This is a genomic window from Cupriavidus sp. SW-Y-13 (genome assembly GCF_009793345.1).
Lineage (GTDB): Bacteria > Pseudomonadota > Gammaproteobacteria > Burkholderiales > Burkholderiaceae > Cupriavidus.
The window spans coordinates 268,077-284,232 of the sequence record NZ_WHLX01000003.1 but is presented as its reverse complement, the minus strand read 5'-3'; the positions used below and the strand labels follow the sequence as shown (position 1 = coordinate 284,232).

The window sequence follows — 16,156 nt, the reverse complement described above, 5'->3', positions numbered from 1 at the left end:
GCCCATGGACGCTCGTACCCCCTCCCGGTTCATCCCATTTGCCATTGCGCTGTGCGTGGCATTGCTGCTGTCCGCGCCGGATAGCCACGCTGCGGACAAGAGTGCGCGCCGCACCGGCGCCGGTATGTCAGGACTCGGCATTGGTGACCTCAGTGATGCCATGAATCCGGCCAACCCGTTCAATGGCGGTGTCGATCCGATCGCGCTGCCGGGCGACTCCCGTCTGGTCGTGTTCACCTACAGCCGGGACCAAATCTTCCGTGTGCTGAGCGCGCCGCTGAAGATTACGACGATCGAGTTCCCGGACGATGAGCAGATCGTTGGTGACCCGGCCTGGGGCGAGAACGTCCGGTGGGACTACGACACCGACGGCGCCAATCACCTCTACGTGAAGCCGCAGGCCGCGGGCCTGGTCAACACGCTGTCGGTCAATACCAACAAGCGCAGCTACGAATTCACGCTCGTGTCATCGCCGCTTGGCGGCATCTTCTACCAGAAGGTGCGTTTCAAGATTCCCACATCGATCTCCGCGAAGATCAAGGCGCGCAACGACGCCCGTGCGGGCGCGACCGCCGCCGATGACGGAAAGCCCGGCGAGGCGGACGCATCGCGCAACGCTGATGCGGTGGGCGTATCGCCGGACCAACTCAACTTCGAATACGCCATCTCGGGCAGCGCCAGCTTCAAGCCGGAGACCGCCTTTGATGATGGAAAGGCCCTGTGGCTGCGCCTGCCCAATGCCGCGTTGCAGAACTGGCCGGTGGCGTTCATCAAGGATGGCAGCGATTTCGTGGTCGTCAACGCCATTCGGCGGGGTGGATATCTCGTCGTGCAGCGCCTGGCCGACACGGTCGTGCTGCGGTCCGGTGACGATGAGGTGAAGATCGAACGTGGCCGTCGCCGCATCCTGGGGCTCTTCTGATGCGCGGCAAGCAGAAAGCAGAGAACGTCACGGACGTGACGGAGGCGCAGGAGCGTACCGTCAAGGGAAAGCTGCCGCGCAACGTCGTCCTTGCACTGGGCGGTGTGGCCGCGCTGATGGTTGGCGCCCTGGGCTATTACTTCCAGACCGTGTCGGACGAGCAGTTCGACGCCAAGGCTCAGCAAGCGCGAGCCGATGAAATCAAGCAGCGTGCTGGTAGCGCGGACAACGGCCAGAGCCTGGATGCAGCCATTCGTGCGCAGGCGGAGAAGGCGCGCGAGGAAGCTGACAAGCAGCGCAAACAGGCCATCTCTACGGACACGAAAGCGCCCGTCATGACCGCCGGCGATCTAGGTGGCGCGGGAAGGGGAACGTCCACGGTTTCGCCTGATGCGAAGAAAAATGCGGAGGACGACCTTTTCACCGCATCGGTGTTCAAGAGTGGCACGCGGAAGTCTCAGGTCAACCAGGTGAAGCAGCCGGCGGGCCTCGCCGACGTGACGGATCCGAACCAGATGCGGGCGATCCAGCAGGCCGTGGCGGCGAAGGCCGCTGCGGCCAATGCGGCAGCACCGAACGCCGATGGTCTTGCGCAACCCGCGTCGGCCGACCGGCAGTTCCTGCGCGATGCAGGCAGTACGAACACGCTCCGCACGGGCTTCGATGGCAAGCTGCCGCGCTGCACGCTGAGCCGCGGCTTCGTCATTCCCGCCAACTTCGCGGGCGGCCTCAACTCGGACAAGCCGGGTGAGTTCCGGGCCACCGTTTCGCAGGACGTCTACGACACGGTCAAGGGCACGTGCAAGATCATCCCGGCCGGCACGACGCTGGTGGGCATGTATAGCGCCGATATCGCGGTGGGCCAGGAACGCATCCTGACCGCTTTCGTGCGCATGCAGCTGCCGAACGGCAAAACCGTTCCGTTGATGGGCATGCAGGGTGCGGACCCGGACGGTACGGCCGGCAATACGGGCGACGTCAACAACCACTTCCTCAAGATTTTCGGCGGTGCGCTCGTGATCGGTGCGCTGTCGCTGCGTTTCAACGACAACCCGACAACGACCACGGTAGGGCCCTCGGGTCTGGTGGCGTACGGCAATGCGGCCGGGCAGGTAGCGACTCAGACGGCGCAGACGATCCTGAACCGCAACCAGAACATTCGCCCGACCATCACCACCGAGCCGGGGCAGAAGATGATGGTGCAGGTCAAGCACGACATCGTGTTGGAGCCCTACCGTGACTAAGTGGCTTGCGACGCTCCTGATCGGCATGGCCGCTTCGATTGGCGCGCAGGCGGCAACGATCGAGGCCGTCATCAGCCCCAACGCCATCGTCGTCAAGGCGGACGGGCAGGCACGCGTCCACATGTTGGAGGGCAAGCCGGTCCTGTACTGCGGCCTCGATGCGTTTCTTGGCTGGTCCGCGCGGCTACTCGGTGCGCAGATCGAACCGGGTGCCGATGATGGTCCGGTCGTGACACTGGGTGGCAAGGCAACGCTGATTGCCCGACTGTTCGCGCGAGAAGGCTGGTTGCGGCCGAATGTGTTGAACGATGCTGCGCAAGAAGCTTTGGCCGAGCGACGCGGTGGCTGGGCGTGCGCGCCAAAGACCGAGCCGTTTGCCCAGATGGGCGTGCGCGTCGATCCGAAGATCACTGCCGGCATCGCCATGAACGAGTCGTCGTATCGGGGTCGTCCGTGGCCGTGGACGCTCAACGTGGCGGGTCGCGGCATGTTCTTCGCCACGCGCGAGGAAGCCTATGCGGCCATCAACCGTCTGCTTGCGAATGACCGTTGCGACTTCGATGTGGGACTCATGCAGGTGAACTGGTGCTACCACGGCAAGCGCTTCGCGTCGCCCTGGGAGGCACTCGCCCCCGCCACCAACATCCGCGTGGCCGAAGACATTCTTGCAGAGAACCTGCAACGCAGCGGCTCGGCCATGAAAGCCGTGGCCTGGTACCACAGCGCGAATCCTGAGCGCGGTGGACCGTACTTCTCCCGATTCATGAAACACGTCGCACAATTTTAATGATCAGGCCGCTCATTCTCTCTGCTCTCGCGCTGGTGGCGACACACGCGTTCGCAGCCGACACCAATCCGCTGGACTTCGACTATCAGGTCGTGGCGCGTGCGGCGGATCGTCCGGCCATGGTGTTCAACGATGGTCAGTCGACCTACATCCAACCGCGCTTCGGTCAAATGGTGCAGGCCAACGGCGCGATCCAGAGTGGGCCTTACTGGGTCCTCGACGGCGTACCCGACGTCGTGCGCTACTCGGTCAATGGCCAGCCGGTCGTTGCTCGTTGGAAGCGCGCCAATGGCTTTACGTCTGAGCCGGCGAACCCCGCTGGCGATTTGCCGCGCAGCCTCGCCGCGATCTCTGGGCGGCTCGCCCTGATCGGAAGCTATACGGAATTGCCGTTGGTGCGTGCCGGCCGGTCCGCCTTGCCGCTCGCGCAGATGGTCAAAACGATTGCCCCGGCAGGTTGGAGCGGTACGGCTCAGAAGGACATTCCCCTGACAGACGATGTGACGCTCGATGTGCGGGGTGGCGAAAACTGGCTGCAGGCGCTGGCACGCGTCCTGGACCAACGCAACCTGTACGCGGAGATCGACTTCGCCCGCCGCAACATCGCGCTGCGTGCCACGCCACCGAAGGCATTTGCGGTGGAGACTGACAAGCCGGCGATGCCTGGGATGATCCGTGCGTCTGCGCCCGTGGCCAGTGTGCCGGTTGCTGACGCCACGCCAGCGGCCACCGCCTTGCCCGAAGGTCCGACGCTGGCATCCGCATTTAACGCGCTGGCGATTCGTGACGCCAAGAACGGTCGGATCGAGGTCCGGTTTGACGCGGAGCCGAAGGAACTGGAGCTGCGCGATGCAACGGGCGACAAGCTGCGTGCCAAGTGGGACGACACAGAGAAGGTGCTCTCGTTCCCTGTGGTCGACCAGTTCATCGCATCGAGCGGGGGCAAGCGCGTCGAAGTGGCACGCGTTGCCGGCATCAACTTCCTCTTCCCCCGAGAGAACGGAGCAGGACTCGAGCGCGTCTTCGAGAAGGATGGCGTGACATACCTGAGCTTTGCCAAGTCGATGGCGAGCATTTCGGTGTTTGGTGACAGCCATCAGGGCAGCGGCGAGCAGAAGGACCGGTACTACAAGTACAACGGCGTCTCGGATCACCTGACTGTCATCGCAGACGGGAATGTTGTCCGCGTAGATCGACTGCCCGAGGTCCGTTTCTACGAACGGCCAGCGAGCGTCCAATGAGCAGGATGCGCCGGGTTCTCCTCTCCTGTTTCGTCGTCGGCATGTCCCTCGCCACAGCGTCTCAGGCCGACTGCCTTGACGAAGCCGCGGTCTTTCACCGGGTCAGCCCGACGCTGGCGCGCGGTATCGCACAGGTCGAATCCGGCATGCGCTCGTGGGTGACCAACACCAACACGAACGGCAGCGAAGACATCGGGCTCATGCAGATCAACTCGGTGCATCTGCCGCGCCTCGCCAAGTACGGCATCACGCGCCAGAGCCTGTTCGATCCCTGCACCAACGCCTACGTCGGCACGTGGATCCTCGCCGATTGCCTGCGCCGATACGGAGATACCTGGACGGCGGTCGGTTGTTACAACGCCGGCTCGCCCGACAAGCGATTGCGCTACGCGAACCGCGTCTACCAGAAGCTGCAATCCACCAGCAAGTAACCCATTCGAATTCAAACGGAAATCAGCCATGTACCAGTCTCGAATGCTCGCCCGGATCTCCCGGACCCTTTTGTCCGGTGCGGCCGCCTTTGCGGTATGCGCCCATGCGGCCGTGCCAGCGTCCGGCCCCTTTGGCGCTGAGCCGTTCGGCAACTTCGAGCCGACAAAGCCGCTTGCTGGCGGGGGGTGGCAAGTGCTGGCGGGCGAGCGCGCTAAGCCGACTACGGTGGCCGCGATTGCACCGGCTGTGGCGAGTACGCCTAACGCCGTGCAAGCCGCCGTTACGCCGGTAGCCGTGACCGCAGTTCCGAGCACCGTGCCGCCCCTCAGCCCGTCGGCACCGCTGGAGCGGAGCTGGAGCGTGTCGCCTGCTGACGCGAACTACCGCGTCCTCATTGAAAAGTGGGCCCGGGAGGCGGGTTGGACGGCCGCGCAATGGGAAGTCGACCAAGACGTGCCCATCGAGGCGTCTGACGCGTTCTCGGGTGACTTCAAGACCGCCGTGCGGCGCGTGCTGTCCGCGACCGAGATGACCGACTACAGCCTGAAGCCCTGCTTCTACTCCAACAACTATGTGCGCGTGGTGAAGCTCACCACGAAGTGCGACCCGTCCAAGTGAGGAAAGCAATGATGTTGACCCGTATTCTTCGCCCGGCGACCGGCGCCGCGCTTGTCTGCTCCACGCTCGCAGGGTGTGTCTCCCCGTCGTTGCTCAAGGACGTGCGCCAAGCGACCGACTCGACGACGGCGCAGTCCATGCAGACCACCGAGGACCTGTACGCCCGGATTCGCCGCGACCGGGCCGCAGTCGAAGCCGAACAGGATGTGGCGCGCCCCTACCTCGCTGGCAAACGCGTCCCGGTTGCCCGCAACGTGACGCTCCCCGTCGCGTTGCGCGCCAATGTCGACACGCTCGTCATGTTCGCTGAGCGCTCGACATCGCTCGCCGTGGTCGCACAGCGCATCCAGATGGCGACCAATATTCCGGTCAAGATCGAGTCGGATGTCTACCTGCCGCCGAGCCTCTTGCTTCCGCGCAGCCTGGGACAGCAGGCCGCACAGCAGTTGCGTTCAACGCAGAGCCAGGGCGCCGTCAATCCCATTGCGCAGGGCCTGGGCCCGGCACCGACCCTGAACGGCCCGCTGCCCGGCGCGCTGACCGCTGGCGGCGGCCTGTCCCCGGCTTCGCAAGCGACGCCGCTGCTCGATAACGCCTTGAATGTCGAGTTCAAGAACAGCGAAAAGATGCCGCTCGCGACCATGCTCGATACCGTTGCCACGCGCCTCGGTATCAACTGGGAATTCAACAGCGAGAAGGGCGTCATCCGCTTCTACCGGCTCGTAACGAAGACGTGGCAACTGCCGATGCAGGCCGGCACCAACTCGTTCACCACCGAGTTCAAGCAGTCCGCTCAAGGCTCGAGCTCAGGTAGCACCAGCGGCGGCCAGAGCAATCAGGTGGACGCGGTGGCCAAGTCGGAGATCAAGGATCAGGACGATCTGGCTGGGGTGAAGAAGAGCATCGAGCCGGCAATGACGCTGGTTGGTAACGCGGAACTCAACCCGGCGACCGGCCTGTTGACGCTGCGCGATACCAAGGAAGCGGTGGATGCCGCCGACGAGATCGTGCGTCGTCAGGTGGCGATCTACTCGCGCATGGTGACGCTCAAGTTCCAGATGATCGACCTGACCGTGTCCGACAACGGCGAAGCGGGTGTGGACTGGAATGTGGTGCTGACCAAGGCGTTGAACAACCTGCCCGGCTTCACGGCGACGGCCCTGTCACCGGCTACGCTGGTCTCGTCGTCCGCCGGCAGCCTGGGGCTGAACCTGACATCGGGCGGATTCAGCGGAACGCAGGCCATCGTCAGCGCGCTCAAGCAATACGGCACGGTGACGTCGAACCTGACGATTCCTGTCTCGATGCGCAACCGACACGGGTTCCAGTACAACAACCGTCGTACGTTCTCGTACGTGTCCGGCACCACACCGGCTGCCTCGAGCGTGGGCGGCACGGGTGGCGTCCCCGGCATCACGACATCGACCGCGACGGTCGGCTTCAAGCTCGCCGTCTATGCCGACGCGACCTCGCGCGATGACGTGAACCTGACGATCGCGCTGGATCAGTCCAAACAGGATGGCCCGCTCGAAAAATTCACGTCCGGTTCTGGCGACAACCAGCAGTCGGTGCAGACCATCAATCTTGTCGGCAAAGGCATCCCCAAGCAGGATCTCATCGTGCGCAACGGGCAGACCGTTCTCATGACGGCGCTGGACCAGGACGACACGCAGAACACGCGCCGCACGCTCGGCGAGTCCCTGCCGATGATCCTGGGCGGATCGCAGACGGTATCGAAGACCCGCACGTTCACCTTGCTGCTGGCAACCGTGATGGTGCAGGACCAGGGCGAGGCGAGGTAAATCATGCGCGCACTTCGGCAATTCATTTCGGATCTGGTAAGCCTGTATCAGTGGCGCAGGCCGATCGCGATCATCACCTGGCTCCCGTGGTTGGTGGCCGTTGCCATGCAATCTCGTGCAGACAGGATCGGGGTAGGGATTGTGATGGCGGCGGTCACCCTGTTCGGCCAAGGCTTGCTGGCTGCCTACAGCCTGTCCCTCCGCAGCCGGATGATCACATCCGACGACAACTACTGGACGGTGGAGGTAGATGGCACCGCCCGCGGCGCGATCTCCGACGCTGAGTACGCCGCGATGCGCGAGCGCGCTGCGTTCTCCGTGAGCACCTACCTGCGGCAGACGGTCAATGTCGTAGGCGCGGGCGTGACCTTCCTCCACTGGCTCATTCGCAATATTCCGGTGATCCTGTTCTGGATTGCGCTGGGTGGATTGTTGCTCGCACCGGAGGGTACTGTCGTGGCGATCAAGACCATTCTGGTTGCGGCGCAGACGGACCCCGAGCGGCTTGCGGTTGCAATCGTGCAGTTTCTGCTGCCCATGCTGATGTCATCGGCCGCACTCGGCATGCTATTTCTGTACCAGCAGTTCGGATACCGCAATGAGTTCCGCGCAGCGTGGCAGGATGAACTGCGCCGGCGGCTGGACCTGTTCCCGGTTGGCGAGATCATCCTCACTCGCGTCGAGAATCAGCAGACCGTCATTGCCGACGAGCGTCGGGCCTACCGGGCGTTTCTGCGCCAGCGGCGCGGCCTGGCGGAAGCCGCCGCGAGCGCTGCCGAAGGGGCGGCACGATGATTGTCAATATCCATGGCAAGACGCTTGCCTTCGGGATGAACTGGCGCACGCTCACGGGCAATGCGCCGGCGCCGGACCTGGCCGCCAAGGTGGCAAAGGAGGTCAAGGCAGGGCGGATCTGGCATGACGGCGCGGCGCTTCACATGGGGTACCTCGCGCCCGAAGATGCACAGACCAAGATCAAGGACAAGATCTACTCGGCCGCCGTTGCCATTGCCCGCATCCCGGACCTGCTGCCGAACGTGTTGTTCGCGTATCGGCTGGAGAACGCAGGCGCGCACGTCGGGTATTTCGTCTGCGGCATCCTGAAGGGCCGCCCACGCGTGGGCTTCGACCGCGTCATTGCGGATGAGGCCACGCTCTCGGAGGTAGTCAGGGATTTTGCACAGAAGGCCGGTGGCTCGTTCCGCTTGGCCGGCAACCTGCCGGAGCTGGCCCAACTGATGTCGGTGACGACGCCCCTGAGCTTTGTTGAACTGCACCTCGATGCGATTGCCGCCGCCGCTGACTCTCATACGGCGCTGCGCAAGCCGAGTGCTGCGGCGACCAAGAAGCGGTTGGCGATGCTGGCGATTGTCGGGCTTCTTGCTGCCGTCGGCGGCAAGTACGGCATGGCCGAGTACCAGGCGTACCAGATTCGCAAGAATCCGCCACCGCCGCAGAAGAGCCCCGCGGAGCGGTATGCCGAGGACATCATGGCACGCTCAGTTGCGCCATCGGCCAAGGCGGCAGTTGCCATCCCGCAGTTTGCTCGTTGGTTTGCGGAGTCTGTACCGGTTGTCGTGGGTGGGTGGAAGCTCGCCACCATTACTTGCAAGACCGTCGTGTCTCCGATGGCGGAGTGCGACGCGGTCTACAGCCTGGATGCGAGCAAGAGCGGAGGCGGCACGCGTGGTGCGACGAACACCACGTTTCTGGCCGACATGCCGGATGTGTTTGCGAACCCCCGTTTCGGCAAGGACGACAACGACGTGACGGTGAGCGCGAAGGTGCCGTTCGGGCCGCCGACACCGCTTGGCAAGGTCCTCGAGTCGTTGCCGACGAGCATGGCGTTGCGCACCGATCTGGGATCGACGCTTCAATTGATGCGGCCTGCGACCACGAAGGCCGTGCTCAACGAAATGGTGCCATTCGGCGCGATTCCGCCGGAGGGACTCGGTTCGGTCCCGGCGATCTATCGGATCGCCTCATGGGAGATCAACGGGCCATTGCGCAATGCCGGCATGGTCGGCGCGTTCCCACCGAACGTGTCCGTCAGTGAACTCACCCTCACCGTCAAGCTGGACGCCGACCCGTCTATCAACGACTCCAAATTCATGATCGAAGCCAAGGGCGACGCCTACGCGCGCGATGGAGCACACCAATGAAACGAATCTCGACCGTACTTCTTGTTTGTCTGGCCGCTGGCGCTGCGCATGCGGATGGCGTGAAAACCGTCACGCAAGAACTGCTGGAGAAGGATGCGAAACTCGCCCTTCAGAAGCTCGACCAGGATCTCGCAAAGGGCAATCCCGCGCCCACATCGGTGGCCGCCACGCCGGCGGCGTCCGAGCAAAGCGCGCGAGATGAGGCCCCCAAAACAGTTGCGATCTACGGCGTGGATGGACGCGCAGCGGGGTTGCCCTTGACCTTGCGAAGCTATGTGAAGTGGGGCGACCAAGTCTATGCGGCCAAGGTTGGCGGCTCGCTGCGCGGCTACAAGGTGGTTGCCATTTCCGAAGCCGGGACAAAACTCTCGCGCGGCAAGCAGACGATCAATGCGGCCAGGATCGATGAAGACGCGGTGATTCTGTCGGGTGAGCAATCGGGCGGTGAAGGCCGTCCGACGTCGAAACAAGTCGGGCCGCTTCCTGGCGGAACGCAACCCGGCGGCACGCTACCAGTTTCGGGTGCTCCCCCCGGCTTTACACCATTTCCGCCGGTGACGCCTCCAATGCAGCCGGGCCCGTCGCCTACGTCCGCCCCGGCGCAGGTCGGCTCGCTGGCTGCGCCTGCCGCCGCGCCGGTGAAAGGTTGAGCCCGGTCATGAAAATTTTTGGTAAGTCCAAGACCCTTATGCCGGCCTCGAGCGGCGGCATTACCGTGCTGTCGGGAACAGGCTCCGTGGTGCAGTCGTCGGCTCCGGTCGAACCGGTGCTCGCTGCTGTCGCCCCGCACGCATCGCCCACCACAGAAATCCGTACGACCGACGATCTGCCGTCGTTCGTGCGCGTGATCTACGACGAGCTGGGCATGGCGCAATCTCTGCGACACCAGCTTTGTCCGGTGTTGGTGGAAGAGGGCGTAGTGGGATCGCGCGGCAAGTTCGCGCTCATTCTGCTGGACGAGATGCAGCATTCGGACGTGACCGAGGAAATCCTCCGGCAGTCGCGCCTGCATTATGAGGCAGCCACGCCGTTCTTCTATACGGCCGCGCCGCAGGTCATGACTGCGCTGTCCCGTGGCGTCGAGGGTAGGGCGCGGCGTGCTGCCACGGCCGTCCCAGGCGCTCGCAACGCCAATGCGCTGTGGCAGACATTCCTCGCGGCGGCACAGTTTGCGCTCCGGGAGCAGGCGTCGGATATCCACTTCGAGGCCAAGGACAACAGCGAACTCTCGCAGATCCGCTTTGCCATCGATGGGCACCTGGTATCGCCGCCAGAATTCCAGATTCGTACGGGCGATCTGCTGGATATGCTCGGCCACGTCTGGCAGAAGGGCAAGGGTGGCTCGCAAGGTCTCTTCAGCCGCATCCTGCCTCAGCAGACGAGCGTGCGCGCGGAGGTCGAGAGCGTACCGCTGGTGTTCCGCTGGGCATCGATGCAAAGCGCCGACGGTCACCTGACGGTTATGCGGGTGAACCGTGAGAAGGCGGCGACGAACGACGTCGATTTCGTCAAGGACCTGGGCTTCTTCCAGCAGCAGGCCGACGTCATCGATCGCTGCACCATGCAGATGGGTGGTGGGGTTGTGTTAGTCGGTACCGTTGGCTCGGGCAAGACGACCACGGCGCATGCCGTGATGCAGCGGCTGCCCGGCTGGATGAACAAGATGTCGATCGAGGACCCGGTTGAGCTGATGGCGCGCGGTACGCACCATTTCTCGGTGTCGCGGCAACTGGATGGCGCCAACCGCGACGACGATCCGTTCATTGTGGCGAAGCGTCAGTTGAAGCGGATGAATCCGCATTTCGTCATGATCGGCGAAGTGCGTGACTTCGAATCGGCTGGTCTTTTTCGCGATGTCGCCGGTGCCGGCCTCCGTGCACTGACCACAGTCCACGCCCCCTCGGCGGTGGCCGCGACGGACCGTCTTGCTGACAGCGAACTGCGCATCCCGCGCAGTGTGCTGGCCACGCCCGGCTTCGTGAACTTGTACGTTTATCAGGCTCTGTTGCCGAAGACCTGCGATTGTGGCCACCACGGCGTTGAGGCCAAGGAGATTCTGGGGGCAGCGAAACTGCATCAGATCGAAAAGCTCTTCCAGTTCAACGTGGACGGCATTCGCCTGCGCCGCCTGGAGGGCTGCGACAAGTGCCGCCGCGCCAACCTGCCGGACCTGAACGGCATCCGCGGCCGCGTCATGGCCGCCGAGATGTTCGAGCCGGACGAGCTGGACCTGATGTATATCCGCGATGCCCGTGCCATCGAGCTACAGGCGCATCAGCGCGAAAAGCGGGAAACGGGCTTTGATATCCCGGACTGCACCGGAAAGTCGGTATTCGAAGTCGCGATGTACCACGTCTACGCCGGCACGGTAGACCCGCGCGAGGCCGAGCGCATTCTCTCGCTGGACGGCTATGAGCAACGCCTCAAGCGCATGCTGAACCGCGTGAAAGGAGGTGCAGCATGATGTCCCGCATCAAGGCGCTGAAGCGCCGCCAGCACCTGCGCGGCACTGTGGCGACGCGTCCCCATACCTCCGTGGGCCGCTTTCCGGACAAGCTCTGGCGTGCGCGCTTCGAGTTCGGTGCGAAGCGGGCCGACTACTACTACGACCTGGCCATGCGCATCGAGAAAATGCCGGGCGAGCCGATCTCCAACCACTTCGCCAAGGATGCGGCACGTCGGGCCGGCGAGCCGCTTGGCATTCTGGCGGCATTGTGGCTGGCGCGTAGCGAAGGTCTGGATGGAGAAACGCAGGAATCGCGTCTGGCCGAGATCTTGCGCGGCACGGTGCCGGATGAGGATCTGGCCATCCTGGCCGTAGCAGAGCAGGGCGGCGACCTGAAGCAGGGGCTGTTCAAGCTCGCAGAAAACCTGCGTGCGATGCACGATGCCAAAGCCAATATCGTGATCATGCTGGCCAGTGTCGGCCTCACGATCATCATCCTTCACGTATATGTCGGCGCGATGGCGTTCCTCGTGGCACCGATGCTGGATCGCAGCTTCGCCAGTCTGCTGCCGGTGGATGCCTACGGACCGATCGCCAAGACCTTCCACTATGCCGCGCAATTTCTCCGCAACTGGGGCTGGCTGGTACTGGCCGGAGAGCTTGCGTTGGGCTACTGGGTAGTCAAGGCGCTGAAGAACTACACAGGCAAGTACCGCCAGTGGCTCGACAACAAGGTCATCCTGTTCGACTTCTTCCGGCGTTTCCAAAGTGCACAGTTTCTATCGGCCATGTCGGCGGTGACGCAGCGCTTTGGGGGTGACTCGAAAAATCTGTCGCCCGCGTTGGATCTCATGCGGGAGCACGCCTACCCGTACCTGGCCCAGCACATCGAGCGCATCCAGATCGCGCTCGAAGACAGTCCGAATGCCGGCGGGAAGATCTTCGACACCGGACTGTTCGACCGCGACACCGCGTTCCGTATTCAGGATATCGCCGAGTACGAAGACGATCTGTCGAAGATGCTGGGCACGGTCTCCCACACCCTGCTGCAAACCGCGCCGCGCGAACTGGAGCAACGCGCCTCGTCGTTCAATCGCAAGGCATCGATCCTGCTCATCATTCTCATCACCAGCTTGGCCTTCATGCCTGCATTCATGGCGCGCGAGCTGAAGTCCAGTATGCAGACCAACAGCATTCGCACGCACCAGAAAAGTATCAACCCATCCGCCCTCCCATCCAACTGACAAGGAACAAACATGGACACTCGCAACCTGCAAGACGACGCCTCGGTCACCGAAAGCGCCGCAATCGATTCCACCGTGCCGCTCAATCAACTGAGCCGATCCGAACAATGGAAGCGCATTCGCAGCAACCCGCGTCTGCGCGGCCAGCACGGCGGCATTCTTGATGAATACGGCTTCTACCTGCTGCTCGCCGCCCTGACCCTCGTTGCGATCCTGGTGCTGTTCTCGCACAACTCGGTGGATACGCAGGTCCAGCAACTGACGACGGAACTGAACAACGTCATGGGCAAGGTGAAGACGAACTACCGTGGCCAGTACAGCAAGGTCTCCGTCACCTCCCTGATCGACAACGGTGTCTTCCGTGATCTGACCACGATGACGGACACGGGCGGTACGATCTCGGTTCAACCTGGTGGCGGCACGCTGACGGTGGCGCCGGCACGCCTGCTGAGCAATAACGACAGCGTGCAGTACACCGTGCCGAATCAGCCCGATGCCGCGTGCCCCGCGATTGTGGCGGCCTTCCAGAGCAGTGCCGGGCGGATCGTCGTGAACGGCACGACGATCAAGGATGTCGGCGGCTCGGTGGACCCGAGCAAGGTGAAGTGCTCCGGCGACAGCAACACCCTCAACCTGTTCATGTCCTGACGAGGGCGCTAGTCGCATAGACATGCCCGGCCGAATGGCCGGGCTTTGGCATAGGAGAGCGGAATATGTTGTTGAACAATTATTCGATGGGCCTGCTGGTGGGCAGTATTGCGCTGGTGGGATCGGTGGCCTGGGCCTACGCGGATCAGGAGGAAAACCTTGCGATCGGGACGGGCAACTACATGTCCAACATCGCACAGGCGGCGAACACCTACACCTTCGAGGCATTCACTGCCTTGGCGAAAAGCCCGGCTGGGTCGACGAACCTGACTGTGGGCGGCAAGACCATTGGCGTGGCAGACCCGCTGCACCCGACCGTGCAGGACTTCATCAACTTCGGGTTGCTGCCTATCGGGTATTCGGACATCAGCCCGCTCGGGCTGTCGTTCAGGATCGATCTCACGCCGACGAACTGTGCGGGAGATATCTCGGGCTGCTCGATCCCTGGGCTTGTCTATTCCACGACCGGCTACCGTGACGCGTTTGGTCGCATTCGAACGGACCTCATGGGCGCTGCGGTGGTCAAGGCGGGACAGGATTCGGGAGTCACGTTCGCCGAGACGCCGGCGACGATCACCGGGATGGCCGCAAGCTGGCAGGCGCCGAATCCCGTGGCCGGTCAGCCAGTTGGTGTGTTGGCGATGCGCATCGGTTCCAGCTCGTTGCTCGCCCAGTCCATGAATCAGTTCTACAAGCGTGACGGTTCATTGAACCTGACCGGTGCGATGGATGCGAACAACCAGGCGATGAATCGCGTGGGGAATTTCCAATCGAATGGATCGGTTTCGGCGGCGGGGAACGTTGCGTCAAGTGGAAGTGTTTCTGCCGCAGGGAATCTCTCCGGCAACGGTGTGTACGGGAACTATGTCCAGTCAAACGGCAGTGCCCTCATCAGCGGCGTTATGCAAGCAGCTCAAGTCACGGCAAATTCTGTTCAGTCCAACGGAAATGTTACTGCTTCGGGTAACGTTGTCTCCAGCGGCTATCTGTATGCGGCTGGCGCCTTGGTACCATCTGCCGCCGGCGGGCAACAGGTACAAGACGGCTGGGGCTGTGCGGATCCGCAAGGTGCAATTCGGAGTGACCCTAACGGCAAAACGCTCTCCTGCCAGAACGGATTCTGGCGATCGGCGGGGGGGACTAGTCAGGGGCAAATCGTTGGGTTCTGGGAGGGCGGTAACGGTGTCTACGGCAACGAAGGAATCTGCGTCTCTTGGCCAGGGGGGACTGGCCAGCTTCCCGTGCCCTTCGGGACGCCCTGTCCAAACGGCTCAAAAGCTGTCATTACGAATACGTACAATAGCTCGAATCAGAGTTGAGAGGGAGCGGACATTTCCCTTTCCAAAACAAAAAGCCGGCGATAGCCGGCTTTTTCACTGTAGCGGCTGCGATCACTGGCACTTGAGCACGACAACACCACTCGCGTCGCCGCTGGAAGGTGTAGGCATCGTATAGCCGATCACGAGATAAGGGCTCGCTTGAGAAGTACCCAGCGTCTGCACATGATGCAAAACACCGTTAGATTGGAACAGTCCATTAAGAATCGTGCCGGAAACAGTCGCCGTCGCATTGCTGTCTGCTCCGATTGCCAAGTTTAGCGTGAACGTATCAAGTGTCGGGCCACCCATGGAGATCACGGCCGTAGCGGAGTTGAGCTTGCCTGGGGCAAAATTGCCACTGATTGCCGTCGGTGCAGTACTCGCGATGGAACTGCAATGCAGTTTCGGTCCGATGGAGAGGTCCGGCTGCAGGGTCAGATCTTGGACCAGCTTCAACGGTCTTCCGATGGCATAGTGGTCACCTTGATTTACGCTGACGTTACCCAGGCTCGATGTCCCATCCGTCCAACGGCCAATGGCATAGTCGCCGTTGCCGCTGACATCAACGATCTTGCCACCCGTCAGGGTGATAAGGCTGTTGGCATCGATTCCGACTTGAGTGTATGCGCCTTCGGCGGTTGCCTTCTGCAGCGCGGAGGGGAACGCTGCGTGCGAAATAGATTGAAGAACGGGCCGCGTTGAAGTTTCGGTATGGGGTACAAACACAACTGCCAGCGGGTCGCCCGCAACGGCTGTAGCGCCGCCTTGCACCGTGACAACGGGCGCCGGAGGCGTGGGAGTGCTCGGTTGTTGGGTCGAGCCGCCGCTGTCACCGCCACCACCACCGCAAGCGGCGAGAGCGAGAAGGGCAGCAGCCGAGATCGTGGAGAGAGCGAGTTTGGTCTTTTGCATTTTCTTTCTTCCTCTGTTGTTCAGGATGGACCGCGTTTCGATTCGAGACGCTTGATTCCATCCTACCGGCTTGATCCGCAAGTCAAGTCGGCGAAAAAATTACCGCCCGCGATTGTTGAGGGCAGCTTGAATCTTCTGATCTGTCTTGTACTGGCTCAATGCATAGGTCGACCAAATCACTGCGGGAATCCAGCCGACGAGTGTCAGTTGCAGGAGCAGACAAATTGCTCCCGCAAAGGGTCTTCCAATCGTGAAAAACTGGAACCAAGGCAGCAAAAAGGCGAGTAGCAGACGCATGTTCAAGTATCAAAAATGACAGAGGCCGCAAGGATACAAGATCGCGGACCGTAGATGTATCGGCCGCATCGTTGCGGGTCTA

At 62.5% G+C, this 16,156-nt stretch carries 16 protein-coding genes; 14 read left to right on the top strand and 2 right to left on the bottom strand.

The annotated features are described in order from the left end of the window. Positions 1-4 precede the first annotated feature (4 nt). The 14 genes from GA566_RS28840 to GA566_RS28775 all read left to right on the top strand — a co-directional run bounded on the left by GA566_RS28840 (position 5) and on the right by GA566_RS28775 (position 14,865). Complete coding sequence (locus GA566_RS28840; protein ID WP_160474981.1) at positions 5-922, top strand: TrbG/VirB9 family P-type conjugative transfer protein; 918 nt, start codon at positions 5-7, stop codon at positions 920-922. Then, positions 922-2,166: a TrbI/VirB10 family protein gene (locus tag GA566_RS28835; protein WP_160474980.1), complete on the top strand. Its 1,245-nt coding sequence runs from the start codon at positions 922-924 to the stop codon at positions 2,164-2,166. Before GA566_RS28840 ends, GA566_RS28835 begins: the two co-directional genes overlap by 1 nt. Beyond that, entirely contained in the window at positions 2,159-2,953 is a 795-nt protein-coding gene (locus GA566_RS28830; protein WP_160474979.1) for a transglycosylase SLT domain-containing protein, read from the top strand. Before GA566_RS28835 ends, GA566_RS28830 begins: the two co-directional genes overlap by 8 nt. Then, positions 2,953-4,194 (top strand): pilus assembly protein PilL, encoded by a 1,242-nt coding sequence (locus GA566_RS28825; protein WP_160474978.1) that lies wholly within the window; start codon positions 2,953-2,955, stop codon positions 4,192-4,194. The genes GA566_RS28830 and GA566_RS28825 overlap by 1 nt, the downstream gene beginning before the upstream one ends. A gap of 5 nt (positions 4,195-4,199) precedes the next feature. Next, positions 4,200-4,625, top strand: a complete 426-nt coding sequence (locus GA566_RS28820; protein ID WP_160475122.1) for a lytic transglycosylase domain-containing protein — start codon at positions 4,200-4,202, stop codon at positions 4,623-4,625. Between the two features lie 28 nt (positions 4,626-4,653). After that, positions 4,654-5,244 carry a toxin co-regulated pilus biosynthesis Q family protein gene (locus GA566_RS28815; protein WP_160474977.1) on the top strand — a complete coding sequence of 197 codons (591 nt, stop codon included), beginning with the start codon at positions 4,654-4,656 and terminating at the stop codon, positions 5,242-5,244. Positions 5,245-5,252: 8 nt separating this feature from the next. Then, positions 5,253-7,046, top strand: coding sequence for a protein PilN (locus tag GA566_RS28810; protein WP_237380899.1), 1,794 nt, complete (start codon positions 5,253-5,255; stop codon positions 7,044-7,046). Between the two features lie 3 nt (positions 7,047-7,049). Continuing rightward, the gene (locus tag GA566_RS28805; protein ID WP_160474976.1) at positions 7,050-7,841 is read left to right on the top strand and encodes a hypothetical protein; all 792 of its coding nucleotides are present in this window, start codon (positions 7,050-7,052) and stop codon (positions 7,839-7,841) included. Further along, entirely contained in the window at positions 7,838-9,208 is a 1,371-nt protein-coding gene (pilO2, locus tag GA566_RS28800) for a type 4b pilus protein PilO2 (RefSeq protein WP_160474975.1), read from the top strand. Before GA566_RS28805 ends, pilO2 begins: the two co-directional genes overlap by 4 nt. After that, the gene (locus GA566_RS28795) at positions 9,205-9,858 is read left to right on the top strand and encodes a hypothetical protein (protein ID WP_160474974.1); all 654 of its coding nucleotides are present in this window, start codon (positions 9,205-9,207) and stop codon (positions 9,856-9,858) included. Before pilO2 ends, GA566_RS28795 begins: the two co-directional genes overlap by 4 nt. Positions 9,859-9,866: 8 nt before the next feature. Then, positions 9,867-11,672: an ATPase, T2SS/T4P/T4SS family gene (locus tag GA566_RS28790; protein WP_160474973.1), complete on the top strand. Its 1,806-nt coding sequence runs from the start codon at positions 9,867-9,869 to the stop codon at positions 11,670-11,672. Then, positions 11,669-12,898 (top strand): pilus assembly protein TadE, encoded by a 1,230-nt coding sequence (locus GA566_RS28785; protein WP_160474972.1) that lies wholly within the window; start codon positions 11,669-11,671, stop codon positions 12,896-12,898. Before GA566_RS28790 ends, GA566_RS28785 begins: the two co-directional genes overlap by 4 nt. A gap of 12 nt (positions 12,899-12,910) precedes the next feature. Further along, positions 12,911-13,546: a type 4 pilus major pilin gene (locus GA566_RS28780; protein WP_160474971.1), complete on the top strand. Its 636-nt coding sequence runs from the start codon at positions 12,911-12,913 to the stop codon at positions 13,544-13,546. Positions 13,547-13,611: 65 nt separating this feature from the next. After that, positions 13,612-14,865, top strand: coding sequence for an adhesin (locus GA566_RS28775; RefSeq protein WP_160474970.1), 1,254 nt, complete (start codon positions 13,612-13,614; stop codon positions 14,863-14,865). Positions 14,866-14,937: 72 nt separating this feature from the next. Here the strand turns inward: GA566_RS28775 and GA566_RS28770 are convergent, their stop codons facing one another. Together GA566_RS28770 and GA566_RS28765 are read right to left on the bottom strand one after the other, a co-directional pair. Further along, complete coding sequence (locus GA566_RS28770; RefSeq protein WP_160474969.1) at positions 14,938-15,777, bottom strand: hypothetical protein; 840 nt, start codon at positions 15,775-15,777, stop codon at positions 14,938-14,940. 99 nt (positions 15,778-15,876) lie between these two features. Beyond that, positions 15,877-16,074 carry a YqaE/Pmp3 family membrane protein gene (locus GA566_RS28765; RefSeq protein ID WP_160474968.1) on the bottom strand — a complete coding sequence of 66 codons (198 nt, stop codon included), beginning with the start codon at positions 16,072-16,074 and terminating at the stop codon, positions 15,877-15,879. Between the last annotated feature and the right edge of the window lie 82 nt (positions 16,075-16,156).